Annotated in this window: 20 protein-coding genes; 11 read left to right on the top strand and 9 right to left on the bottom strand. The window is 42.6% G+C overall.

Annotated features, from left to right (window positions below):
• Positions 1 to 10: 10 nt before the first annotated feature.
• Together CWC28_RS04075 and nfuA are read right to left on the bottom strand one after the other, a co-directional pair.
• On the bottom strand, positions 11 to 280 hold the full coding sequence (locus CWC28_RS04075; protein ID WP_063702430.1) for a hypothetical protein: 270 nt from the start codon (positions 278 to 280) through the stop codon (positions 11 to 13).
• 12 nt (positions 281 to 292) lie between these two features.
• Positions 293 to 868 carry a Fe-S biogenesis protein NfuA gene (nfuA, locus tag CWC28_RS04070; RefSeq protein WP_063702428.1) on the bottom strand — a complete coding sequence of 192 codons (576 nt, stop codon included), beginning with the start codon at positions 866 to 868 and terminating at the stop codon, positions 293 to 295.
• Positions 869 to 1012: 144 nt separating this feature from the next.
• Between nfuA and CWC28_RS04065 the strand changes: the two genes are divergently transcribed.
• On the top strand, positions 1013 to 3565 hold the full coding sequence (locus CWC28_RS04065; protein ID WP_138624761.1) for a M14 metallopeptidase family protein: 2553 nt from the start codon (positions 1013 to 1015) through the stop codon (positions 3563 to 3565).
• 6 nt (positions 3566 to 3571) lie between these two features.
• Here the strand turns inward: CWC28_RS04065 and CWC28_RS04060 are convergent, their stop codons facing one another.
• Positions 3572 to 4288, bottom strand: coding sequence for a ComF family protein (locus tag CWC28_RS04060; protein WP_138624760.1), 717 nt, complete (start codon positions 4286 to 4288; stop codon positions 3572 to 3574).
• Positions 4289 to 4346: 58 nt separating this feature from the next.
• On the opposite strand from CWC28_RS04060, the gene bioH reads away from it, so the two are divergent.
• From bioH to CWC28_RS04035, 5 genes are all read left to right on the top strand, one after another.
• Positions 4347 to 5084, top strand: coding sequence for a pimeloyl-ACP methyl ester esterase BioH (gene bioH, locus CWC28_RS04055; RefSeq protein ID WP_105174373.1), 738 nt, complete (start codon positions 4347 to 4349; stop codon positions 5082 to 5084).
• Positions 5085 to 5185: 101 nt separating this feature from the next.
• Positions 5186 to 5494, top strand: coding sequence for a hypothetical protein (locus CWC28_RS04050; RefSeq protein WP_054554434.1), 309 nt, complete (start codon positions 5186 to 5188; stop codon positions 5492 to 5494).
• A gap of 5 nt (positions 5495 to 5499) precedes the next feature.
• On the top strand, positions 5500 to 6366 hold the full coding sequence (locus CWC28_RS04045; RefSeq protein ID WP_063702421.1) for a putative metalloprotease CJM1_0395 family protein: 867 nt from the start codon (positions 5500 to 5502) through the stop codon (positions 6364 to 6366).
• A gap of 218 nt (positions 6367 to 6584) precedes the next feature.
• Positions 6585 to 7316, top strand: coding sequence for an outer membrane beta-barrel protein (locus tag CWC28_RS04040; protein ID WP_138624759.1), 732 nt, complete (start codon positions 6585 to 6587; stop codon positions 7314 to 7316).
• Between the two features lie 282 nt (positions 7317 to 7598).
• A complete protein-coding gene (locus CWC28_RS04035) occupies positions 7599 to 12629 on the top strand; it encodes a S8 family serine peptidase (RefSeq protein ID WP_138624758.1) in 5031 nt (1676 codons plus the stop codon).
• Positions 12630 to 12772: 143 nt separating this feature from the next.
• Here the strand turns inward: CWC28_RS04035 and CWC28_RS04030 are convergent, their stop codons facing one another.
• The 4 genes from CWC28_RS04030 to greB all read right to left on the bottom strand — a co-directional run bounded on the left by CWC28_RS04030 (position 12773) and on the right by greB (position 16758).
• Positions 12773 to 15088: a Tex family protein gene (locus CWC28_RS04030; protein WP_063702415.1), complete on the bottom strand. Its 2316-nt coding sequence runs from the start codon at positions 15086 to 15088 to the stop codon at positions 12773 to 12775.
• A 135-nt stretch (positions 15089 to 15223) separates the two neighbouring features.
• Positions 15224 to 15805, bottom strand: a complete 582-nt coding sequence (locus CWC28_RS04025) for a CBS domain-containing protein (protein WP_063702413.1) — start codon at positions 15803 to 15805, stop codon at positions 15224 to 15226.
• A gap of 50 nt (positions 15806 to 15855) precedes the next feature.
• On the bottom strand, positions 15856 to 16161 hold the full coding sequence (locus CWC28_RS04020; protein WP_063702411.1) for a hypothetical protein: 306 nt from the start codon (positions 16159 to 16161) through the stop codon (positions 15856 to 15858).
• 114 nt (positions 16162 to 16275) lie between these two features.
• Entirely contained in the window at positions 16276 to 16758 is a 483-nt protein-coding gene (gene greB / locus CWC28_RS04015; RefSeq protein WP_063702409.1) for a transcription elongation factor GreB, read from the bottom strand.
• 166 nt (positions 16759 to 16924) lie between these two features.
• On the opposite strand from greB, the gene ompR reads away from it, so the two are divergent.
• Positions 16925 to 17644, top strand: a complete 720-nt coding sequence (gene ompR / locus CWC28_RS04010; RefSeq protein ID WP_063702407.1) for an osmolarity response regulator transcription factor OmpR — start codon at positions 16925 to 16927, stop codon at positions 17642 to 17644.
• A gap of 5 nt (positions 17645 to 17649) precedes the next feature.
• Complete coding sequence (gene envZ, locus CWC28_RS04005; RefSeq protein WP_063702405.1) at positions 17650 to 18945, top strand: two-component system sensor histidine kinase EnvZ; 1296 nt, start codon at positions 17650 to 17652, stop codon at positions 18943 to 18945.
• A 134-nt stretch (positions 18946 to 19079) separates the two neighbouring features.
• On the opposite strand, the gene CWC28_RS04000 is transcribed toward envZ, so the two are convergent.
• Complete coding sequence (locus CWC28_RS04000) at positions 19080 to 21122, bottom strand: glycoside hydrolase family 97 protein (RefSeq protein WP_063702403.1); 2043 nt, start codon at positions 21120 to 21122, stop codon at positions 19080 to 19082.
• 160 nt (positions 21123 to 21282) lie between these two features.
• On the opposite strand from CWC28_RS04000, the gene CWC28_RS03995 reads away from it, so the two are divergent.
• From CWC28_RS03995 to CWC28_RS03985, 3 genes are all read left to right on the top strand, one after another.
• A complete protein-coding gene (locus CWC28_RS03995; protein ID WP_063702401.1) occupies positions 21283 to 21900 on the top strand; it encodes a methylamine utilization protein in 618 nt (205 codons plus the stop codon).
• Positions 21887 to 23116, top strand: coding sequence for a hypothetical protein (locus CWC28_RS03990; RefSeq protein WP_138624757.1), 1230 nt, complete (start codon positions 21887 to 21889; stop codon positions 23114 to 23116). Before CWC28_RS03995 ends, CWC28_RS03990 begins: the two co-directional genes overlap by 14 nt.
• A gap of 74 nt (positions 23117 to 23190) precedes the next feature.
• Positions 23191 to 24792 carry a methyl-accepting chemotaxis protein gene (locus CWC28_RS03985; RefSeq protein ID WP_063702398.1) on the top strand — a complete coding sequence of 534 codons (1602 nt, stop codon included), beginning with the start codon at positions 23191 to 23193 and terminating at the stop codon, positions 24790 to 24792.
• A gap of 55 nt (positions 24793 to 24847) precedes the next feature.
• On the opposite strand, the gene speE is transcribed toward CWC28_RS03985, so the two are convergent.
• Positions 24848 to 25711 (bottom strand): polyamine aminopropyltransferase, encoded by an 864-nt coding sequence (speE, locus tag CWC28_RS03980; RefSeq protein WP_054562846.1) that lies wholly within the window; start codon positions 25709 to 25711, stop codon positions 24848 to 24850.
• Between the last annotated feature and the right edge of the window lie 155 nt (positions 25712 to 25866).

The raw sequence follows: 25866 nt of genomic DNA, 5'->3' as shown, positions 1-25866 counted from the left end.
CGCTGAAGATTTATTTCCAAAGATCGGGGTCGTGATCTTTTGGGGATGAGCGCTCTAAAACCTGTGCAAAACGGTTGGCAAAAATACCTAAATAGCCCCAACCTGCCAAGAATAAAGCGAGAGCTAAAATAATCAGGCCAATTAACTGAAATAGTGCAGGCCCATAGTAACCTATGGCAATAAAAATCACGGCCAGCACAAACAGTGCTAGGCCGCGAAGAAAGCGTTTTAAGCTTAATTTGGGGTCGCTACCTAAGCGAAATACCCACTTTTTAAGCATGCTTAGATACCGTTAGTAGTAAGAGTGCTCACCAGATTGGTGATCAGTAATGTCTCTTACACCATTGATTTCATCAAACTTGGCGATCATTTCTTTTTCGATGCCTTCTTTAAGCGTGACATCAATCATTGAACAACCGTTACAACCACCACCAAATTGCAGTACCGCGATACCGTCAGCTGTAATTTCTACTAGGCTAACTTGGCCGCCGTGGTTTGCAAGCTGTGGGTTCACTTCTGTTTCAAGCATGTGTTGTACACGCTCTTGTAGTGATGCATCGTCGCTTAATTTGCGTGCTTTTGCGTTTGGCGCTTTAAGCGTTAACTGAGTACCCATTTTGTCTGTTACAAAATCGATTTCAGCTTCTTCTAAGAAAGGGGCGCTTTCTGCATCAACAATGGCATCAAAACCATTAAATGGTAGACGAATATCAGTCGCTTCAACGGCGTCTTCTGGGCAGTAAGAAACACCACACTCAGCCTGCGAAGTACCTGGGTTTACTACAAACACACGGATGTTCGTTTGTTCAGCTTGGTCTGCTAAAAGTTTAGCAAAATGAGATTGTGCAGATTCAGAAATAGAGATCATAAAACGGACTATACTTGACTAAATTACTCGGATACTGCCTATCATACTCCGCTCATCGTGTTGTCGCCAGTGTTGAGCGTAAAAAGTTGCATCTATTTTATCGAATGGTAGCGTTAAAACATCAAATAATTACGGGTGCTATCTATGCGTTTAATAATAACAATATTAACCATGCTAGTGAGCGTTAGCGCATTAGCAAAACCTCTTTCTTATTACTTTGAACAAGATGTGAAATTTGACCCAAGTATTCCAACCCCTGAACAGGTGTTAGGTTACGAAGTCGGTGAGTGGCATGTACGTCACGATCAGCTTGTGCAATATATGCAAATTTTGGCCGAAAAAAGCGACCGAATGAACTTTAAAGTGATTGGTCGTACTCATGAGCAGCGCCCACTGGTGATGTTAACTATCACAGCGCCAGATAAGCTGGGTCAAGTGGAGCAAATTCGCAAGGCGCACTTAGCTCGCTTAAATGGTGGGGCGAGTGACTCAAGCAAACAGCCTGCGGTTGTATGGATGGGCTATAGTGTGCATGGTAATGAATCATCAGGCAGCAATGCATCATTACTCGTTGCTTATTACCTTGCAGCAGCACAGGGACCAGAAATCGATGCCTTACTTAATAATACGGTTATTTTACTCGACCCATCACTAAACCCAGACGGGTTAGCGCGTTTTGCTAATTGGGCTAACAGCAACCGTGGTATGAAGTTATCGTCAGATCCAGAAACTCGCGAGCATATTGAAAGTTGGCCGAGCAGCCGTACTAACCATTATTTGTTTGACTTAAACCGTGACTGGTTGTTGTTACAGCACCCTGAATCACGCGCACGTATTGCTCAATTTCATCAATGGAAGCCAAATATCCTAACAGACTTCCATGAAATGGGCCCTAATAGCACGTTTTTCTTCCAGCCGGGGATCCCAACTCGCAAGCACCCAATCACACCTGAAGAAAATGTCACGCTAACCAAAGCAATTGCAAACTATCATGCGAAAACACTTGATGAGCACAATGCGCTTTATTTTACTGAAGAAAGCTTCGATGACTTTTACTATGGTAAGGGCTCAACTTACCCAGACGTAAATGGTGGTGTAGGCATCTTATTTGAACAAGCGAGCTCGCGTGGTCACTTACAAGAAACGATCAACGGACCGCTAAGCTTCCCGTTTACGATTAAAAATCAGTTATTAACTAGCCTATCAACGTTCCAAGCGGCGATTGATAACCGTACAGACTTACTTGATTATCAAGCAAAATTTTACAACAAAGCAGTTGATCTTGCTGGTGATGAAGACTTTAAAGGTTATGTTATTAAAGGCGGCGCGGATCACAGCCGCATGCAATACTTCCTTGATTTACTTAGACAACATCAAATCAATGCATACATGTTAGAAGAGCCGTTAAAAGTAAACGGTCAAAGCTTTTCTGAACAGAGCTATTATGTGCCATTAGCACAGCCACAATTTCGTTTAATTAAAGCGATTTTCAGTGAGCAACAGCGCTTTGTTGATAACACGTTTTATGATGTATCGGGCTGGACACTAGCTCATGCCTTCAATCTAGAATTTGCAAAAGTAAGCAGCAATTGGGGCTTAAATCTTGCCAAAATTCCTTGGCAGCAAAGTGTTAAATCAAGCTTTGCAGCATTACCGCAAAGCTATGCGTACGCATTTAAGTGGGATGATTATCTCGCGCCAAAAATGCTAAATAGTTTACTCGAACAAGGTGTAAAAGCGCGCGTGGCGTTAAGCCCACTCACAGCAAAAACACCATCAGGTGAGATTGCTTTTGCAGCTGGCAGTATTTTGCTTCCTGCGGGTCTGCAAACTGACAGCAACTGGGTGAGTTATTTAAACCAAGCACAAAATGAATTTGGTATTGAAATTACACCCATTAGCTCAGGCTTAACGGTGAAAGGTGCCGATTTAGGTTCTCGTTCAATGGCCGTAGTAAAAGCACCAAAAGTGTTACTCGTGGGTGGTGAAGGTACCAGCCAGTATGAGCTTGGTGAGGTATGGTACTACTTAGATCGCTTTGTTGGTACAGCGCCAAGCATTATCGAAATGAACCGCTTAGATGGTATCGACCTTGAAAACTATAGTCATATCATTCTTGCGCACGGTAATTACAACCGTCTTGATGATGCAACGAAAGTGGCTATTAAGTCGTGGGTTCGTAAAGGCGGCGTTATTTGGGGGCACAAAGGGGGGGCGAAGTTCTTAGCTGATCAGCAGCTACTAAAAGCTAATTACTTATCTCGCCGTGATGTAGCCAGTGCCTTTGATACAACAGGGCTTAGCTATGCCGATAAAGATGACTTAGCAGGCCGTCAGCGTATTGCAGGGGCTATTTTTAATACCTCAGTGGATTTATCTCATCCACTTACCTATTCGCTGAATCGTAATACATTACCTGTGTTTAAGAATAGCACTTGGCTACTTGAGAAGTCAGATGCCCCATTTGTTAACGTACTTACTTACACAGATAAACCGCTTTTAGCTGGCTTTACTGATGACGTAAACGTAGAGCAAGTCGCCGGTGCGGCAGGTCTCATTGCGCATTCATATGGCAAAGGCAGCGTGATAGGTATGACTGATAACCCAGTGTTCCGTGGTTACTGGTATGGCACGAGCCGATTACTGAGCAATGCCTTATTTTTTGGTAATGCGTTTCATGCCTCTGGTGATAAATAATAATAATTAATCATAATGCAGGTTACCTAATCCTGTTAGGCAAGTGAGCATAGCCCATACTTGCTTAGCTCCTGCATTTTTTATGGCTTCTGTCGCAGCATTTATGGTTGCGCCAGAGGTCATCACATCATCAATAATTGCCACCGTTTTTCCCGTTAAATCTTCCTGACAAACAAACGCATTTTGTAGGTTTTTAACTCTTTTCGCTTTACTTAACTGTGATTGCGCTTTGGTTGCTTTTTGCTTGAAAAGAGCAGCGCTAACACTACATTGCTGGCTTTTTAAAACAGGTAACCAAGTTTGACTGACCTGATTAAAGCCGCGTGCTAAAAAGCGCTGATTATGAAGTGGCAGCACAATAAAAAGATCGGGCCAAGTTACATTAACCTGACGAGCTATTTGCAACTGTTTGTCTATCACTTGTGTAAGTGCCACACGAAAAAACTGCTGGTCGTTAAATTTCAATTGCTTGAGCCAAAGTTTAAAAGGTGCTTGATACCACGCACAGGCAATTAAATGATCAAATTGGCTATCAGGAAATGCATCACAGATATCTGGCCTGTGTAACAGGTTTGGGTGGCGTGTAAGGTCAAATAAATTAAGGTCATCTAAACAATGCTGACACAAAGCTTGATTAGCTTGTATGTGATTTTGGCAGCTAATGCAAAAGTTGGGGAATAGTGCCTCAAGTCCTAGTTTTAAGGCATGAGAGAAGCGAGACATTGCATTCATTCCTTTAAACGCTATTATGAGCGCTAAGTGTGGTTGGGAAATACAAAATATGCAAAATGATATGGTGTTATTACATGGCTGGGGAATGAACCAAGGGGTTTGGCAAGTGATCAAACCTGAGCTTGAGTTTTTTCATGATGGTGAAGTCCGTTGCCTTGATTTACCTGGTTTTGGTAATGCGCAGTCAATTCCCACACCTTACACTTTGCATGCTGCAGCTGAGCAACTAAGTACACAGCTCAATGATCAGTCTATTCTTGTTGGCTGGTCGTTAGGGGGGCTTTTTGCCTTGTATATTGCAGCACATTGGCCTGACAAAGTAGCAAAGGTTGTGTTGGTCGCCTCAACCCCATTTTTTGCCCAAACCGACGAATGGCCGGGTATCAAACCTGACGTATTGAACGCATTTAAAGATCAGCTGGTTAGCCACAGAGAAAAAACGATAGAACGGTTTTTGGCGATACAAGCAATGGGCAGTGAATCAGCGCGGGATGATATTAAGCAACTTAAAGCACTTTTAAACCAATACCCAGCACCACAAGAGCAAGCTCTAAGTGCAGGTTTAGATATTTTACAGCAAGATGATTTACGTGAGCTTTTCGCGAAACTTACCGTGCCAGTAAGAGGTATTTTTGGGCGCTTAGATTCATTAGTTCCTTATCGTGCGATTGAAAAAATGCATGCCTTACAGCCTCAGTTTGAATATGAGGTTTTAGATAAGGCGTCACATGCGCCTTTTATTTCTCATAAAGCGGCATTTATATCAGCACTGAAATCAATGTGTTAAGCCAGCCTCTCTGAGAGGCCAGAAAAATCGTGGGATTTAGCTTTATTTTGCTCGTTTTATGAGCGATACTTGACGGGTAGATCTCACTGTTGGAGGGTGTTATGCCAATCAGTTCTGTTTTTAATAATGCGGTAGAAGGTTATAACCGTGCAAGCCAAGGTATCGAAAAGGCGAGCGCTGAGATTAGCCGTGCCTCAATTGATCAGCAAGATGATGCCCAGTTAGCTCAACAACGCCAATTACAAGCGGCAACTCCAAATGAAGCTGTAACTCCGCCAGTTTCACAACCTGCCCCAATTGATGAGTCGCTTGTTAATTTAAAAGTTGAAGAGTTTAATGCCAAAGCTAATATCAACACGATTCAGACTGCTGATGAAGTGCTCGGTACATTAATAGATATTAAAGTTTAGTACTTATGAATATCGTCACTCCGTTTCCTTCGATTAATATCAACACGGCGAATGTGCACACCGAAAGTGCTCGCCGTGATAATCAGTTACGTGAAGTGATCCCGCCACCTGCTGCTGCAAAGCCAAGTAACGCTGAAAATAAAACGCTTAGTGATGGTGATAAAGCAAAACAACCAGGTACTGATGCGGGTACTTATGATGCTAAAGGTCGTCTTGCTGAAGACAAAGTGATTGAAGAGCGCCAACAAGGTAGCGAACAAGGCGAGCCTGAGCAATCAGAACAAGAGCAACAAGAAGCTAAGCAAGAACAGCAAAAAGAGCAAAAGGTTGCTGAGCAAGAGCAACAAGACGCTGAGCAAATTAAAGAGCTAAAAGCCCGCGATACCGAAGTGCGTATTCATGAACAAGCGCATGCAACAGTCGGGGGGCAATATGCTGGCTCACCAAGCTATGAGTATCAGCGCGGCCCTGATGGTACAAACTATGCTGTGGGCGGCGAGGTACAAATTGATGTTGCTGAAATCAACGGTGACCCGCAAGCCACAATCGAAAAAATGAAAACAGTGCGTGCAGCAGCGCTCGCCCCTGAAGAACCATCAGGTGCAGATCGTTCTATTGCCGCAGATGCCACACAAAAGCTCGTTGCAGCGCAGGCTGAGCTTGCCAATCAATCTGATGATGACGATGCTGATTCAGGCAAATCAACATTTAAAATTCATAATGAGTATGCTGAAGATAGCGTAGCTCAAAGTAGCGAAACAAAAACAGCAAAGCGTGATGTAGAAGTCGATGAGCGCGCCACACGTATTGCTAATTTTTATCAAGCAGCAACCTCTCCAGCTAATCAAAATCAGTTCTCTGCTTTTATTTAAGCCCATACTAATTCACATTAATAATTCATCATTTAGTGGGATTAAACCTGTCCTTAACGAGGTTTTATTGCCTCAAAATAGCTCAATTTATTAAATGTTTAATCGAACTTTTATAACAGTTTCTTACATTTAGCCTACAAAAACGAATGTTGTTTCTATTGTGGGTTTGTCTTCGCTTTGGTAAATTGTGCCCGATTTATAATTAGGATGATTAAACAATGAAATACACTCTTCTTGCTTGCGCATTATCACTTGCCTCGACAACAGTAATGGCTGAAAACACTTCACCATTAAGCTATGACTATGTTGAAGCCGGATATAAAAAGACAGAAATTGATGAGCTAAACGATTTTTCTCTTTCAGGTATTGGTATTAATTTTAGTAAGCAATTTGCTGAGAATTGGTTTGTATTAGGACACTACTCAACAGCTTCGGATGACGATAAAGAATCAAGCTACTACGATGGCTATAACGTCTATGATTCATTTGGCAATTTGATTGGTGAATCTCAAATTTCATATTTAGGCAAAGTCGACCTTGATATTACTCGCTTTGAGCTAGGCCTAGGCTATATCTACTCTCTTTCTGATCGCACTAACCTTGATTTCTCAGCAAAAATTGGTCAGCTTAAATTTGAGGTGGATTCAAGTTTTTCAGTGGAAGAAACATATCAAGATTATGTACTTGAAAGTTACTCAGATAGCTACTCAGATTCAGAAACTGCAGATATTTTATCTGCTAACGTACAAATCAGGCACTTATTAACTGATTCATTTGAGATCAATGGAGGCGTTGGCTACGAGCGTTTACATGATGAAGAGAGCGAAAATAATGCAGTATTTCATGTAGGTGCAAACTATGCCTTCACGTCAGCTTGGCTTGTCAGCGCAAGCTATCGTGATGCAAATGATTACTCAGATATCTCACTGGCAGTTCGTTACAATTTCTAACTAGTTAGCGGCTAGAGAAGTTTTTCTCTAGCTGCTTTCCCTTCCCCATTTTTTGTTTCTGTAATCGCATTCTCTACAAAATGCTACATTTTGTATAAATATCCCGCAAAGCGTTTGTTATTAACACTCTTATGTTTATTTGCTGTTAATTTTGTATCCTAACTGTGTACGACTCGGTTTGACCATGCAAAACCCCCTCTGTATATGTTTGCCTGCTAAATAATTTAGTGTGTCAGCTCAAGTAATTTATGAGCTGTTTAGAATTAAATCAGTGGGAATCATATGCAACCTTGCAATAAGAAAATCACACACTTGAAGAAAAGCTCAGTTGCCGTACTTACAGCATTGTACGTCGGTGCTACAGGCTATGCTGCGGCAGAGCCAGGCTTTAACAAAGTGTCAGATAAAGGCTTTTATCAGCCAACATTTACAGCGGAAGATATCGCGAATTATCAACAAGAAAAACAAATCGAAGATCATCCAAGCTTATTAAAGGGGAGTGCTCAGCGCTTAAATCAGCATTACCAAAGTCAGCAGCCGGAACATGTTTTTCAACCTCAAGATGGGGTGACAGGTATTCAAACATACATTGTACAAATGCATGATGAACCTGTAGCAAGTTATCAAGGTGATATTCAAGGCTTCGGCGCTACAGCCATTACAGAGTCACGTTCTTTAATGGTAAAAGAGCGCATTGATACAGCTTCGCAAAGCGTGCGCGCGTATCAAAGCTTTTTAAAACAGCGTCAATCAACAGTATTAAGTAAGGCGCGTGCAATGGGTGCCAATATTGCGATTAAAAAGCAATTTACCCTTGCAAATAACGCGGTTGTTGTTGAAATGACACAAGCTGATGCAGAGCTTCTTGCGACGCAATCAGGCGTAAAGCGTATTACTCCTAACCGTATTTTTGAATTACGCACAGACCGCGGTCCTGAGTTTATTGGCGCAGACCAATTATGGCAGGGTTCAACACCTGCTTCATCGGTTGGTGTTAAAGGTGAAGGTATGGTTGTCGGTATTATTGATACTGGTATCAATACAGACCACCCGGCATTTGCAAGCGACGAAGAGTACAGCAAAAAAAATCCATTAGGTGCCGGTAACTTTTTAGGTGACTGTGAAGAAGAACCTGAGCTATGTAATGACAAGCTGATTGGTGTTCGCTCTTATCCAGAAGTCACAGCGATGAATGCGGATTATCAATTTGCCCGAGCTGATCGTCGTGCTGAAAATGGTGAAGATTACAATGGTCACGGCTCTCACACAGCGAGTACCACGGCGGGTAACTACATAGAAAACACGCCACTTCAAGCTGCAACAGGTGAGAAAGTCAGTGATGGTGAAAACTTACCATTCACGTTTGAAAGCACCAGCGGTGTGGCACCGCGTGCGCATATCATTTCGTACCAAGTTTGTTATGCTGGCCGTTCTGGCGATCTATACTCAGGCTGTCCTGAATCAGCAATTTTATCTGCATTTGAAGATGCGATTGAAGATGGTGTCGATGCTATTAACTTCTCAATTGGTGGTAGCGAAAGCTTCCCATGGGAAGACCCAATGGAAATGGCTTTCTTAAGTGCGCGCGAAGCGGGCATTTCAGTGGCAGCGGCAGCGGGTAACTCGGGTCCTTATTATATTTCAGCGGATCATACATCACCTTGGGTAACCACTGTTGGTGCATCAACCCATGACCGCGTGATGGATTTAGGTGTTAAAACCATTAATAACTTCCAAGGCACTCGCACGCCTTATGCTGGTGAGTACACAGGTAAGAGTTTCTCTGGCGGTATTACTGGCGAAGTTGTTCTTGCTGAAAAATACGACGACCCTAATGAAAGTGATGGTTACGATGCTGCAAGCTGTAACGCACCTTTCCCTGCAGGCACGTTTACGGCTGACCAAATTGTAGTATGTTTACGTGGTGACATTGCGCGTGTTGATAAAGCCAAGAACGTTGCTGCAGGTGGAGCAGGTGGCTTCATTTTACAAAACATTAGTTCGGCAGAGAGTATTGTTGCTGATAACTACGTGATCCCGGGTATTCACTTACCAGCAAGTGCTCGTTACACAATTCGTAACTGGGTGAATGCTAATCCTGGTGGTGCTGCTATTGCGACGATTGGCGAGCCAGAAAATAACTATTCATTTGATGCAGAAGCGGGTAATCAGCTTGCTATCTTTAGTTCTATGGGGCCAAGTTATTACATCAATAACCTTGTTCCGGACGTGACTGCACCGGGTGTTGATATTTATGCTGCGAATGCTGATGACCAACCATTTACAGCTTACCCAAGTGCATCAGATTGGACTTTCATGAGTGGTACCTCAATGGCTACGCCACATGTTACCGGCGCAATGACGCTATTGATGCAAATGCACCCAGATTGGACGCCAGCAGAAATTCAATCAGCACTAATGATGACGGCAAATAAAGTGCGTATTTCTAACGGCGTGACTTTAATTGACCCATATTACAACTTCATGGCTGGTGGCGGTGCAATTGACGTAGCACAAGCTGCAAATGCAGGTCTTATCATGGATGAGACTATTGAAAACTACCATAATGCTAACCCTCGTAACGGTGGTTTAGTTGAGTGGTTGAATTTACCTTCTTTAGTGAACAAAGACTGTGAGCTTGAATGTTCATGGATGCGTACTGTAAAGGCAACAAAAGATGGTACTTGGGATGCAACTGCTTATGGTTGGGCTGTTGAGGGTGAAGACGAAAGCTTTGGTGTAGAAGTTAGCGTAACACCAAGTAACTTCACGCTGAAAGCAGGGGAGACACAAGATGTAATGGTTACTATGAAGTTGCCAAATATCATCGAGTCTAAACTTGATCCCGTTGAAGAGGGTGCGCCTTGGGATAACATCTTAAATAAAGATGCTTGGTTCAACGGCAAAGTGCTATTTAAGAACACTGACGGCGACTTACCAGACGCTCATTTCACATTGGTTGCTAAGAATGTTATTGATGAGCTACCAACCATGGTTGATATCGATATGGCACGTGCCAGTGCATCAGAATCAATCGTTGTTAATACCGATAGCTACAGTGAGTTTACGCCGACTTATTATGGTCTTGTAAAACCAACTGAAGTTACTGCAAATATCTTAGGTGTTGCACCTTACGTGACGAAAGACCGCGTTGAAAAAGCGTGGGATATTCAATCGTTTGAAGTACCAGAAGGTACAAAACGCTTAATGGTTAAAGTTGCATCTACCGAACAAACGACTGATTTAGAAGATCTTGCTGAGCCTCGCTGGCAAATGAAAAAAGCACACTTGGTTGTGGGTTATGATGCTAATGAAAGCGGCTCATTCATGGTGTCTGATGAAGAGATTGCGGAAGATTCTACTGCACTGATCAAAGCGCTAAATGAAGAGATGATTTGTTATTCTTCAAGTAGTGTTGAAGATAACTACTGTAACATTATTGACCCTAAGCCTGGTAAATACTGGTTTGCGACTGCAGCTCTAGCAGGTTTACGTGATGTTGGTTACCAAACAGTGACGCACTACGCCATTGTTAAAGAGCAAAATACCGGTGAATTCAGTGTATCAGCGCCACAGCAGCACAGCGGCAATGGTAACTATGAAATTGCGGTAAATTGGGACCTACCTGAAGCGCAACCGAATGATGTTTACTATGGCGGCTTTGCATTAGGTAATGCTGAAGGTGCTGAAGGCACCCTCGGTTTTACATCGGTTAACTTAAAGCGTGATGCCGAAGCACTCACACTAAATGTTGACCAAGACACGGCTCGCGCTATGGACCTAGTTAACGTTAATGTAAAACTTAAAGCCAACTATGAATCAAAAGCGCGTGACTATTCATTGTCATTGACGATTCCTGAGGGCATGCAAGTTTGGCCACAAACACTAACTTCAAATAATGAGTCGGTGGCTGCTTCGTTAATCGTTGAAGGCAATACCCTGACAATTCAAGGTACACAAGACGCAACACGTAACGTACAACGTGATTATGTGGTAACCAACAACATCACTAACGAAATGTGTAAAACGCCAATGATTGATGAATTCTCGACAGGAGGATATATCGATTTATGGGGTGATTTCCGCATTCAACCTGAAGCTGCTTGGTATGAAGGTGGTTCAAATGTGTTCTTTGATGTTCCAATCGATTGGTTATTCTATAAAAATGGTGCGAAGTTTGAAATTTACAATCAAGTAAATAATAACGAAGTACGTTTACACCCAACAGGAGCAATGCAGTTCACACCTATCTGGTGGATGATGAGTGCGCACCGTGGTCCTGGTTTCTTAGTTGAAGCATTGGCACCATTCTGGCGTGGTTCGTTTGAAATCGAAAACCTTCGCCATCCGACTGATCCAACAGGCCTAACGATTGCTTCTCAATACAAAGAAGAGCGTCCTGACTTAGGTGATCTCGTATTCATGGAATTCGATAATGTGACTGATAAAAATACCGGTGACACGTTCGACTACGAAGTGATTTTGCGTAGTGGTATTGATGACCATGAAGGTATGTTCGAAGCTATCTTTGCTTACGATAACCTAGGCGCTGGTGTTGACGAAGGAACCATCTTTATTGAAGGTGGCGATAGTGTTTATTCAACAACGGCTGGCTTTAAAGAGGGTGCATTAAGCAATGTGATTGGTTATGACGACCTTGGCAAGATCTTACAAGATGACTTAGTGATCTGTTTTGATTATGTCGGCCCAGAGCAAAGTGAAGTTGAGTTTAACTTTACTGCTACGGTTATGCCTGATGCGAAAGGTTCAGTGCAAAATATCACTCTTGATTACCAACTTGGTAGCCAAGAAGGTGGGTCGTTAATGCACTCTATCGGTGTGCAAAGCAACCTGAAAATGAGCGACATTGCTGATATGACGGTAGCTGAAAATGGCCGTATCGATGGTGTTGATGTGATGGTTGTTGATGCAGATCAGTCGCCAAATGAATTAGTGGTAACGGGTGAGAATGTAACGGCTGAAATTGACGGAATGTCGTTTAACCTAATCCCTGATGCACATTTCCATGGTGAAACAATGGTGACTGTCACAGTGCAAGATAAAGCAAACCCAGCAGACAAAGTAAGTAAAGAGTTCTTACTTATGGTTGAATCTGATGGTGTAGAGCTTGGTTGTACTGATACTGCAGCATCTAACTATGATGCGACAGCGAATGAAGATGATGGTAGCTGTGAATACGCTTCACAAGTAACACCAGAAACTGAAGCGAAAGCTAAGAGCTCTTCAAGCGGCTCATTAGGTCACTTTATAGTGTTACTACTGCCATTACTTGCACTTCGTCGTCGTAAGTAATAGCGATAAAGGCTCAGCTCATGAGCCTTTCATAGCAACGTATTTGATTAAGTAAGTTGTTATACAAATAAAAAACCGCGTAAGTTTACACTCACGCGGTTTTTTATTATCGATTGATACCAGTTTGATTAAGTGAACTGGTATTATTTTTTCACTTTTGCATTGGCAAATGCATCTGCAAAGGCATTACCCATGGCAACATTGCCAAATTCGCGTTTTTGCTTAGGTGCACTTTTCGCTATAGCAGCCGGCTTAGGTTTGCTAGCGGGTGCGGCTTTGTTGCTGGTATCAACATCATCGTCTAAACGCATGGTAAAGCTAATACGTTTACGCGCAGCATCTACCTCAACGACTTTTACTTTAACAATATCGCCAGCTTTAACCACTTCACGCGGATCAGAGATAAACTTGTTAGTAATTGCAGAAATATGCACTAACCCGTCTTGGTGTACGCCCACATCAACGAAGGCACCAAAGTTAGCAACGTTAGACACGACACCTTCTAAAATCATACCTGGTTTTAGGTCGTTAATGGTTTCAACACCGGCCTTAAACTCAGCTGTTTTAAACTCAGGGCGCGGGTCACGACCCGGCTTATCAAGCTCTTTGATAATATCGGTAACGGTTGGTAAACCAAACTTTTCGTCTGTGTAATCGTTCGCAACGAGCTTGTTTAGAATGTCAGAATTACCAATTAGGCTATTTACATCTAAGCTGTTCTTCTCGCAGATACGCTTAACAACAGGGTAGGCTTCAGGGTGAACTGACGAGTTATCGAGAGGATCTGAGCCTGTGCTGATACGTAAGAAACCGGCCGCTTGTTCAAAGGCTTTTGGACCTAAGCGTTCAACTTTTTTAAGTTCAGAGCGTTTGCTAAATGAGCCATTTGCATCACGGTAGCTAACAATATTTTGCGCTAATGTTTTGTTTAAGCCAGATACGCGAGTCAATAGTGGTACCGACGCCATATTTAAGTCTACACCCACTGAGTTTACACAGTCTTCAACGACTGATGTTAGCGTTTGACCAAGTTGGCTTTGCGATACATCGTGCTGATACTGACCTACACCGATTGATTTAGGCTCAATTTTTACCAGCTCAGCAAGTGGATCTTGAAGGCGACGCGCAATAGATACTGCGCCACGTAGTGAAACATCAAGGTTTGGGAATTCATTAGCTGCAAACTCAGACGCTGAATAAACAGATGCACCGGCTTCACTAACCATAATTTTATTTAGCTTAAGCTCACTGTTCGCTTTGATCAGCTCTGCAACTAACTTGTCAGATTCACGTGAAGCCGTACCATTACCAATAGCGATTAGCTCAACTTTATGCTGGCGGCATAGTTGTTCTAAAGTACGAAGTGATTTTTCCCAGTGGTTTTGCGGTGCATGCGGGAAAATAGTTTGTGTTGTTAATAGCTTACCTGTGCTGTCAACAACGGCAATTTTACAACCAGTACGTAAACCAGGATCAAGGCCTAACGTAGTGCGTGGACCTGCAGGTGCAGCCATTAATAAATCTTTTAAGTTCTTCGCAAAAACATCAATGGCGCCGGTTTCTGCTTTTTCACGCATTGCACCTAAAAATTCATTCTCAAGATGCAGACTTAACTTAATTTTCCATGCCCATTGCACTACGCCCATTAACCAACTGCTTGCTGCCGAGTTGCTAACATCTAAGCGGTAATGATCGGCAATCATTTGTGCACACACTTGTGCCGGATTTTCAGCACTTGGCTCAGGGTTGATACTAAGTTGTAATACGCCTTCATTACGAGCACGCAGCATAGCAAGTGCACGGTGTGATGGTACTTTTTTCAGTGGTTCTTGATGCTCAAAGTAGTCGCGGTACTTAGCCCCTTCATTTTCTTGGCCAGCGATTACAGTGCTTTCAATTTGACCATGCTGAGCAATGTGGCTGCGGAATTTAGCAAGTAGTTTGGCGTCTTCTGCAAAACGCTCCATCAAAATAAATTTAGCGCCATCGAGTACCGCTTTTGTATCAGCAAAGCCTGCCTCTGCGTTAATGTAATCAGTCGCGTGTTGTTCTGGGTCGAGGCTAGGGTCGTTAAATAGTGCATCAGCAAGCGGTTCAATACCTGCTTCAATGGCTACTTGTCCTTTCGTACGGCGTTTTGGTTTGAAAGGCAGATATAAGTCTTCAAGCTCAGTTTTACTGTCAGCACTATTAATGTCAGCACTTAGCTCGGCAGTTAACTTACCTTGCTCTTCGATAGTAGCAAGGATAAAGCTGCGGCGTTCTTCTAATTCACGTAAATAAGATAGACGCTGCTCAAGTAAACGTAATTGGGTGTCGTCTAGACCACCAGTCACTTCTTTACGATAACGGGCGATAAAAGGGACTGTGGCACCTTCATCAAGTAATTTGATTGCAGCAACAACTTGTGATTGCTGGGCATTTAGCTCGGTCGCTAAGCGTGCAGAGATATTGCTCATGCATAAACCTTTTTAAAAATAGAAAATCAGTAAAACTGAAGATTAATTGCCTGAATAATATCACAATAAGAAGGCCTTAAAAGCACTGCTTTTAAGGCCTGCAAAAATAGTCTTACACAATGCAGTTTTTAACGCTTAGTGTGGGTGATCTACCTGTTGTAATACTTCGCTAAAGCCATTAGCGATTGGGTTGATATTAACAGGGATATGTAATTTTTTAGCGATTTCACGGGCTGAAATCAAACCACAAATTTCTTGTTTAGCACTGGTCACCAGTAGGAACATCATACCTTGGTGCTCCATTGTTTGTAGCGCATCACCAATACAAGCGTAGCTGATACTTTGCAGGCTCACACCCGCTAAATTGCCTAGAGGAGTCATCACATCATGCAAGGTGATTTCGTCACGATGTAAGTTTAAACGCTGCGCAAGAATCATAATTTTTGAGCTTTGTAAGTCTGCACTAGAGGTAATACCGAGTAGTTTATCTTCGTTATCAACAACTAAAATAAAATCTGAGCAACAGCTATTCGTTTGTTTTAACGCATCAACAATGGTTGTGCCGTAATGAGCGCGTAATGGGTCTTTTTGCGTAAAGCTGTTAAGTACTTTTAAAGCTGGAGAAGTGAGATCGAGTGTTGGCTCAACTTCATTCACTGCATTAGATAATGCGCCATTAGAGATATCTTGAAGACGTAATTCTTTGAAATTATTCATTTTGGTCACCATACATTTTAATAAAACTGAAATAGAAAAATTTGAGTTAATTAAAAAACAGGTGGCCCTCGCTGGTGCGCGCTATAAACAGACGCCTTAGAACAAGCATTAACATACAAAACAACACGTGCATCTGGCAGTGGTTGGGCTACATCAGCGATGAACGCAGCAGTATGTTTGTCGAGGTCGGTGTCTACGTTGGCAGGCTCTGCACTATCACACGCAATAAAATGAGCGGTTGGCGTAACACTGTCTGAATGGCTTTCTATGTCGCTGGCATAAGATATCAAACTCACACTCATTAAAAGTGCGAATACAATGGCATTACTTATTATGCGTTGTATTGCGTTTGACATAGTTACTACCTTCTAAACCTCAAGTAATGATTTATCTTGAGTACCTTTAGTTATAGATCACATTTTTAGACTAAACAATCACTAATTAACGCTTTCTGAATTTTCTGGGAAAAATTATTTTGCATCTGGATACGTTATTTCATTGATGAACCACTCCTTTGCGCCTTCAGGCGTCATCACCGAAAAGTCATCATCCACCTGTTTACCAAGTAGCGCTCGAGCCATCGGTGCATCAATAGAAATGTAGTCTTTACGTTCGTAAATTTCGTCAGGCCCGACAATACGAAAACGCTTAGTTTCACCTTGTTCATTCTCAATTTCGACCCAAGCGCCAAAGAAAACTTTACCCGCTTGCTGTGGATTGTAATCAATGATTTTAAGGTCTGGCATACGTTTACGAAGATAGCGTACACGGCGGTCGATCTGTCGTAAAACACGTTTATTAAACTGATAATCGGCGTTTTCAGAACGATCGCCTAGGCTCGCCGCCCAGGTAACAATTTTGGTAATTTCTGGGCGCTTTTCATGCCATAAGTAATCATGTTCTTGTTGTAATTGCTGATACCCTTCACGGGTTATTAAATTTGTCTTTGCCATTTTACTTAGCCAAAAAAGAAAACCAGCTGCAAGTTATAAAAGTCTATTGCCTTTGTCGAGTGGGATTTTGAAATGTTCAGTAACAATCTAAGCGCGCAATTCGTTTTTTATTCTTAACTTTTTCATTTATATTAATAAGTAACATATTACAAAAAGAATGAAAGTTATGGGACACGAAACGACAAAAGTATTGGTTGTTGATGATGATATGCGCTTACGCAGTTTGCTAGAGCGTTACCTTGTAGAACAAGGTTTTATTGTTCGTACAGCAGCAAATTCAGAGCAAATGGATCGCTTATTAGAGCGCGAAAACTTCCACTTGATTGTATTAGATTTAATGTTACCAGGTGAAGATGGTCTTTCAATTTGCCGTCGTTTACGTCAAAAAGAAAATGACATTCCTATTGTTATGCTTACAGCGAAAGGCGATGAAGTAGACCGCATCATTGGTTTAGAGCTCGGTGCAGATGATTACATTCCTAAACCATTCAATCCACGTGAATTACTCGCGCGTATCAAAGCAATTTTACGTCGTCGTGCTAAAGAAGTGCCGGGTGCCCCTGCTGCCGAAGAAAACGAAATTAGCTTTGGTGAGTTTACTCTTAACCTTGCGACCCGCGAAATGAGTCATGGTGACAAAACAATGTCGTTAACCAGTGGTGAGTTTGCAGTTTTAAAAGCCTTGGTAACACATCCTCGTGAGCCGCTTAGTCGCGACAAGCTAATGAATTTAGCACGTGGTCGTGACTACAGTGCGCTAGAGCGTAGTATTGATGTTCAGGTATCGCGCTTACGTCGTATGATTGAAGTGGATGCGGCAAATCCTCGTTATATCCAAACAGTATGGGGCTTAGGCTACGTATTTGTGCCAGATGGTGAAAAATAACAGTAATGGGCATGTTTCCACGTAGTGCGTTTGGACAAACGGTATTTTTGGTTGCGGCCCTGCTGTTAATCAATCAAATTGTCTCTTATATCACTGTCAGTTTTTATGTTGTTAAACCCACCATAGAGCAAGTTAACTTGATCCTATCGAAACAGGTGAAAACCGTGTTTATTGAATGGGAAGAGGGCGTTGAGGTTAGCAAAGAAGCCTCTGACAAGTTTTTTGAGATCACCGGCATAGAAGTGATGACGCAGCGCCAAGCGATGAGTGAAGGGCTTGCTGAAACTCGCGAGTATTCTATGCTGTCGCGCAGTATGTCGAAAGAGCTCAATGGTTCTGCTCGAGTACGCATTAGTCAGACCGATCCACTTGTTTATTGGGTTGAAGCCCCGCAAGCTCCGGGTTATTGGGTGCGCGTGCCGCTCACAGGCCTGCAAGAAAACAACCTAAAGTTTCTAACCTTCTATTTATCGAGTATTGGTTTTTTAAGTGTACTCGGTGGGTGGTTGTTTGCCCGTCATCTAAATAGACCTTTGAAAGCACTGCAACAAGCGGCTGTTAAAGTAGGAGTAGGTGACTTTTCTACCAAATTAGAAGAGCAAGGCTCTACTGAAGTGATTGAAGTAACCCGTGCGTTTAACCAAATGTCACGGGGGATTGCTGCCCTTGAGAACGACCGTCGATTATTAATGGCAGGTGTTTCTCATGACTTGCGCACGCCGCTTACACGTATTCGCTTAGCCACTGAAATGATGTCGGACGATGAAGATTACCTGCGAGAAGGGATCATTCATGACATTGAAGACATGAACGCGATTATCGACCAATTCATTGAATACTTACGTCATCACAAACGTGAAGAACTTGAGTTAGAAGATTTAAACGCGATTGTTTCAGAGGTCGTTGAGGCTGAGCAAAAGCATAATCGCACCATTACCTTCAAAGAAAACCCAAGCTTAGGTGAAGTGCCGGTGAGTATGGTAGCAATAAAGCGTGTTGTTACTAATATGATTGAAAACGCAATTCGCTATTCAGATGGTGATATCGAGGTCGAAACTCGCGTGAGCAGTAATAAAAAGTTTGCCATGGTGGTGGTTAATGATCACGGCCCGGGGATCCCTGAAAGCGAACTTGAAACCGTATTTGAACCGTTCAAACAAGGTGATGCGGCACGTGGTAGTGAAGGCAGTGGCTTAGGTCTTGCGATAATTAAACGTATTGTCGATATGCACGGCGGCCGAGTGCAGCTACTTAATCGCCCAGAAGGTGGCCTCAGTGCCCAGATTTATTTACCGTTTTAAAAGTATTTAGCTTTAAGCCTTAAGCTATAAGTTTCAAGCAGCCCGAGTAGGCTGCTTTTTTATTGCCATAAAAAAGCGCGACATCAAATGCCGCGCTCTTTTTTACGTAAAGCTTAAAACTTACAGCTTTTAGCTTAGATTGCTTTAAAACGAATCGCTGTGCCGCCGCTGGTGGCAAGCTTTAACGTTAGCTTATCATCAGCAGTCACTATGCGTTTTTCTACTTTTAAGTCGTAAGGGTTATTTACCCATTCAGCTTTGTCACCGTCGCGGTAGATTTGCGCTTCAAACTTTTTACCTTTATCTAAGAAGTCTAACTTCACTTCTAAAGTGCGGGCTTTTTCGTCTGTAACTGCGCCTAAATACCAATCGTTACCTGAGTATTGATCACGCTTGCGTTCTTTACGTGCAAACACAACGTAATCGCCAACTTCGCCTTGTAATGCAATACTTTGTTGCCAATCAGTCGGTACATCCTGAATAAACTGGAATGCATCAGGCTTCGCTAAGTAGTTACGAGGTAAATCTGCGGCCATTTGAATTGGGCTGTACATTACAACATATAGCGCTAATTGCTTCGCTAGGGTTGTTTGCGGACGGTTGGTATCGGCACCTAAACCGTTAAAGCTCATATCAAAAATACCTGGCGTGAAGTCCATAGGGCCTGCAAGCATACGCGTGAAAGCAAGCATTGGAATGTGCTCAGGTGGGTTCGGCGGTGTACCCCATGCGTTAAACTCTTGGCCACGAGCACCTTCACGGGCAATCCAGTTCGGGTATGTACGACGTAGGCCGGTGTCTTTTACTGGCTCATGCGTATTGATACTAATCTTATGCTTAGCAGCAAGTTTCACGTTGTATAGGTACTCGTTTACCATGAACTGACCATCGTGCCACTCTTTGCGTACAATGCCATTTTCATCGATGCGCTTGATGTTGCCACCGTCGGCGACATAACCTGTTTTAACTTGGCTTACATTTGATTTTTCATATAACTCAAATGCGCCTTCCATTTGGTTGCGGTAGTTTGTTACGTTGCCCGACGTTTCGTGGTGACCAATAAGTTGCACGCCTTTTTCTTTACCGTAACGTGTCAGCTCTTCGATATCAAAGTCGTCATAAGGTTGCGTAAAGCTAAAAACATCACCGTTATAGAACCAGTCACCATCCCAGCCAATATTCCAGCCTTCGACTAGCACACCATCGAAGCCATATTTAGCTGCGAAGTCCATGTAATATTTTGTGTTTGCAGTGGTTGCACCATGAATTTTACCGCTACCCCAAGTATTTTCATTGATGTGCATACCCCACCAAATACCTACGTATTTACCCGGTTTAACCCAAGATACATCGCCCAGTTTATTTGGTTCGTTTAGATTTAAGATGATATCTGAGTTGATTAAATCAACAGCTTCATCGCCAATTTGAATTGTACGCCAAGGAGTATTAAATGCGCCGTGCTTTTTAACCGCGACACCATCTGACCAAGGAGTTAAATCAGCTTGGAAAGTACCATCACGGCGTTGATTTAATACCATGCCTGCATAATCAACAAGGGCAGCTTCGTGAATACTGATATGCACACCCTCTTTATTTTTTAAAGTAAATGGTGTGTGCACAAGTGCAGCTTTATGTAGTGGCGTGGTGTTATAAACATACTCATAACGGTTCCAACCACGCGCAGGTATCCACCATGCCGTTGCATCTGATGAGTCTGTAATAGCGAATTCAGTCAGCTCTTTGGTGATTTCTACATCATCATAGCCTGCTTGCTTTGGTAATTCGTATCGAAAGCCTACACCATCATTAAAAGCGCGAAAGCGTACTGTGAACGTGCCACCTTGTGGTTGTGGCTTTTTAAAAGTAACAGCAACTTCGTTATGGTTATCAACTACCGTTTGGCGTTCACCCCAAGGTTGCTCCCAGCTACTTTTTACAGAATCAGTGGTTTGGCCGCTAATTTTGTAACCTTCGCTCATTGCTGGTTGTTGTTTAAAAACAAGGCCTAACGCTGAGTTAGCGATGACCTGTTTACCTGCAAAGCTGATTTCGTAGCTAGGTGTGTGTTGTTCATCAGAAATGGTTACTTTGATCTGCCCATCAGGTGAGCTGACGGTTGTGGTTTGTGCTAGGCAAGTACCTGAAAAGGCTGCTAACATTAAGGCAGTTAATCGCATTGTTGTTCCTTGGCGGCTTATGGTTATGGATTGTTGTCACGTATTCACATATATCCTTAAAGCATAAAGTGACTTGCCGGTTAATACGAGGGATCTGCATACGTATTCAACAAAGTGAACGTCGCGATATCAAGCCCAGCACTGAAAAAGGTTTAGCAAAATGATAAGAATAACCCTGTTGCTACTACTATTGTTTAGCCAAAGTTTATTGGCACAGCAAATACAAATAGTGGATAAGCAGAATCAGCCTGTCAAAAATGCCGTGGTTTGGATTAAAGGTTCAAAACAACTTGCTGCTCCTGATAGCCATTACACAATGAGCCAAAAAAAGCGTGCCTTTGTGCCTCATGTATTGGCAGTACCGCAAGGGGCTAATGTTGAGTTTCCTAACCTTGATTCAATCATGCACCACGTTTATTCATTTTCTAAAACAAAACAATTTGAGTTAAAGCTTTACCACGATAAACCAGAGCAACCGATTAACTTTGCACAAACGGGAGTTGTTGAGCTTGGTTGTAATATTCATGACTGGATGCTGGGTTACATTGTGGTCGTCGATGGTGGGATTTATGGGCAAACGGATGAGCAAGGCATGGTTGATCTAAACTTACCCGATGGGACGTTTACTTTGGCCGTTTGGCATGATCGCTTTAACGATATCAGCACACCGGAAACCATCGAGATGACGAGCAATGCGAAGCCGTTGAGTTATCAGTTAAAACAAGCCTTATTACCAAAACTAGAACTAAGCAGCGACGAGTTTGATGATTATGAATAAATGGCAAGCCTTAGCATTGGCGAGTGTTTTTGGGTTGCCTGCAGTGGCATTTGCTGAGCATGATGGGCTGGTAACGGTTTCGGCTGTGCGTGGTGACCAACTAACGAGCTATCAGCGCAAAGGAATTGGCTTATACCGTTATGACCAAGAGCATGATGGTGTTGTGATATCCCAAGCTATGCTGAGTAGTCGTTTTGAGTTAACGAGTGATTGGTCTGCGCACACTGTGCTTAATGCTCATCCTGATCCTGAACTAACCGTTGGCTTTAGTCAGGCCTATTTACAATATCAACCGCTCACGGCAAGTCGTTACAAATGGGCAGTGAAAGCCGGTGGCTTTTATCCGAAAATGTCACTTGAAAACCCGCAAAATGGCTGGATGTCACCTTATAACTACACTAATTCTGCAATTAATACTTGGATTGGCGAAGAGGTGCGCGCTTTTGGTTTAGAGGCAAGCATTAAGCGCCCTGGTCGACAATTTAGAAGTAATCATACCTTTGAGGGCTTTGCTTCGGTTTTTAAAGGTAACGACCCTGCCGGAACACTCCTGTCATGGCGAGGATTTGCTATGCATGACCGGCAAACCACCTTTAACGAACAAATCGATTTCGCTGTTCCACATTCTTTTGAATGGACGCAGTTAGATAAGCAAGCTGAGCATGTGGAGCCTTTCGAAGAAGTAGATGGGCGCTTTGGCTATTATTTTGGTGCACACTGGGATTATCAAAAGAAATCGCAGTTACGTGTTTATTATTATGACAACAATGGCGATCCAGGTGCGTTGAATACTCGTACTGGTCAATATGCATGGGATACACGTTTTTTAAGTGCGGCGTGGTTGTATAAATTTAACAGCCAAACGCGTGTCATAGTGCAGATACTCGATGGCAAAACTGCAATGGGCAAAAATCGTGGGGTAGACAATGATTTTTATAGTCACTTTGTTCTATTAAGCCACAAGTTAGACCAGCATCGTCTCACAATTAGGTATGATTATTTTAAGGTTAGCGATCATGATGATTGGCAATTTGATCCTAACCAAAGTCGTGGAGAAGCTTTAACCGCAAGTTGGCGTTATCAACTGTCAACCAAGTGGCAAGTAGGTGCTGAATATTCAGTGCTGAGCAGTGACGCTCAAAATAGACCCGGTATGGGATTCAATGAGCATAACTCGCAGCAGCAATTGCAATTTTCAGCGAGTTGGCACTTTTAATTTCATACACTTTTTTAGTTTTTCTACTAACATTCTAATGAACGTGCTGATTAGAATTTGAATTAGGATAATGTATGAAGTTACAAAGCATTCGCGTCAAAAGTTCTTTGCCTATTGTGCTGCTCGGCATTGCTATCGTCATTTTAATTGCAGGCTATACCTATCTAATTAACCTTCAAAAAGAAGCGATTGATGCACAATCAGAGCGTTTCTTAAATGCGGTCTCTGTGGTTGTTAATGCTGACCGAGATCTATACCAAGCTAAAGTCGCAGAGCTACAACTGGTTACCCAAATGAAAGGCGATAAAGGCCAGCTTACTGATCACCAAGACAATGCCGATCAAGTGAAAGACCGTTTTAAGCAATACTTATCTTATATGTCGCCATACTCTGAGATTGTGGGTCAGTTTCGTAACTTTGATGGCGCGTTTGATACTTGGTATACAGCGTCAACAGCTTACATCAATAACCCCGCAAATGCTGCGCAACAACAAGCGTCTGAGCAAAGCTTTTCGGCGCTTCGTGATATTTTAGACAAAGCCGGTGAAGTCGCCGAAAAGACCTCTCAAGCAGAAACTGAAAAGCTAATGGATAAAGTGATGGGCTTTAAAGTGATGCTAATGGTGATGATTGCTGTGGTTCTGGCAGTGGCTGGTTGGTTTAGTTATTTTGTGCCGCGTCAGCTTACAAAACAAATTAACTTTGTCACAGAACGAATTAACGAAATAGCCTCTGGAGATGGCGATTTAACAGGTCGTATCAATGTTAAAACGCAAGATGAATTTGCTGAGTTAGCAACCGCATTTAATCGCTTCTTAGATAATTTGCAGCAGTTAATCAAAGATATCTTAGAGCAAGCGAAAGAGCTGCATAATCTAGGTAATGATTTAGATAACTTTGCAAATCAAAACCACCAAGTAAACCAAAAGCTCAGCCAAGCGTCTGAGTCGATAGTTAGCGCTGTACACGAAATGAGTGTAGCAAGTCGCGAAGTGGCCAATGTGGCGCAAAACTCATCCCACGAAGCTGATAATTCACAGCAGCTTGCTAAACAAGGTTTAGCAGCGGTTGATAACTCAAGCCGTAAAATTATTGCTTTGTCAGACAACATGGAGCATGCCAGTCAGCGTTCAACTGAGTTACAACAAAGCTCAGACAATATTGCCAAAGTGCTTGAAGTTATTCGTGCTATTGCCGAGCAAACTAACTTACTTGCACTCAATGCAGCAATTGAAGCGGCTCGTGCCGGAGAACAAGGGCGTGGTTTTGCGGTCGTTGCGGACGAAGTACGAACACTTGCAACTCGTACGCAAGAGAGCACCAATGATATTCAAACTATGGTTGAGCAGTTTGCAAGCAGTGTTGAGCAGTCACTGCAAGCTATTAATAGTGGTAAGCGTTACGCCGATGAAGCGGTTGAGTCATTCACACAAACCAATGATGTGCTTAATTCTATGCAAGAGTCATCAATTAAAGTAAATGATATGGCGATGCAGACAGCGCAAGCGACTGAAGAGCAAACTGCTGTAGCAGATGAAATTAGCCAAAACTTATCAGACTTAAACGATCAAACCCAACAAGGGGGCGGTTTAGCAAGTTCAACACAAGAAGTGGCTAATCGCATGAACCAACTCACGAATGAGCTAAATCATTTAGTGAATCGATTTAAAGTGTAATTAAAGCTAATAAAAAAGGGCTCAATGAGCCCTTTTTTGTATCTAGCTAAAACGCTTACTTTTTCTCAAAAGCACGTTTCATATAATTTGGTGTTGCTAATGCACCGTGGTGAATACCTGCATTGTAGTATTCTGTGCTTTGCGCGAGTGTATTTGCATCATCTTCACGAAAACCAGCAAACGCTTCAGATTTACGAGCAAGCGTGACTGACCATAAGCCACTTGGGTAAATTGGTTGCGGGAAAGGCAACGTTTGTAGGTCAACAAAACCCACTTCTGTCATTGCATCACGCATTTCTACTAATAGTGGCATATGCATAAGTGGAGATTCACTTTGCTGAATTAAGATGCCACCAGGGCGAAGTGCAGTTAAACAGCTAGTATAGAAAGCGTGGTTGAATAAACCTTCGCCCGGACCAACTGGATCTGTACCATCGACAATGACCACATCGATTGATTCAGGAGCCGCTTCACGCATGTATTTAATACCGTCGTCAAACATCACTGTAGCGCGAGGATCTTGGTTTGATTCACATAGCTCAGGGAAGTATTTAAGTGACATTTGCGTCACAACTTCGTCGATATCGATTTGCGTTACGCTTTCAACACCTGGATGTTTTAATACTTCGCGTAAAGTACCACAGTCACCACCACCAATAATCACAACGTTTTTCGGATTTGGGTGTGCAAGCAATGCCGGGTGGCTGATCATCTCGTGATAAAAAAAGTTTTCACGGCTACTTACCATAGTACAACCGTCAATAATCATTAGATTACCGAAGTCAGTTGTCTCGTACATTTCTACTTTTTGAAATGGCGATTGCTGTTCATCAAGCTTTTTAGTAATGCGTAGTGAAAAGGCGCTACCATCACGGTCACTAATTTCAGTGAACCAGTTGTTTTGATCTAAATTAGCCATCTTGCTTATACACTTTTGGTTAATGGTAAAAAAGGGGTGCAATTCTGCCAGTGCTTGGCCAATTGCTCAATCAAATTTTAATCAGTATAGCGAATATTTTTTATCACTTTGGCATATAGCGCAATTTTTGTTAGCGTGGTCAGCCCTAGCGTATT

Source organism: Pseudoalteromonas sp. S4492, assembly GCF_005886115.1.
GTDB lineage: Bacteria > Pseudomonadota > Gammaproteobacteria > Enterobacterales > Alteromonadaceae > Pseudoalteromonas > Pseudoalteromonas gelatinilytica.
This window is presented reverse-complemented; position numbering and strand designations above follow the sequence as displayed.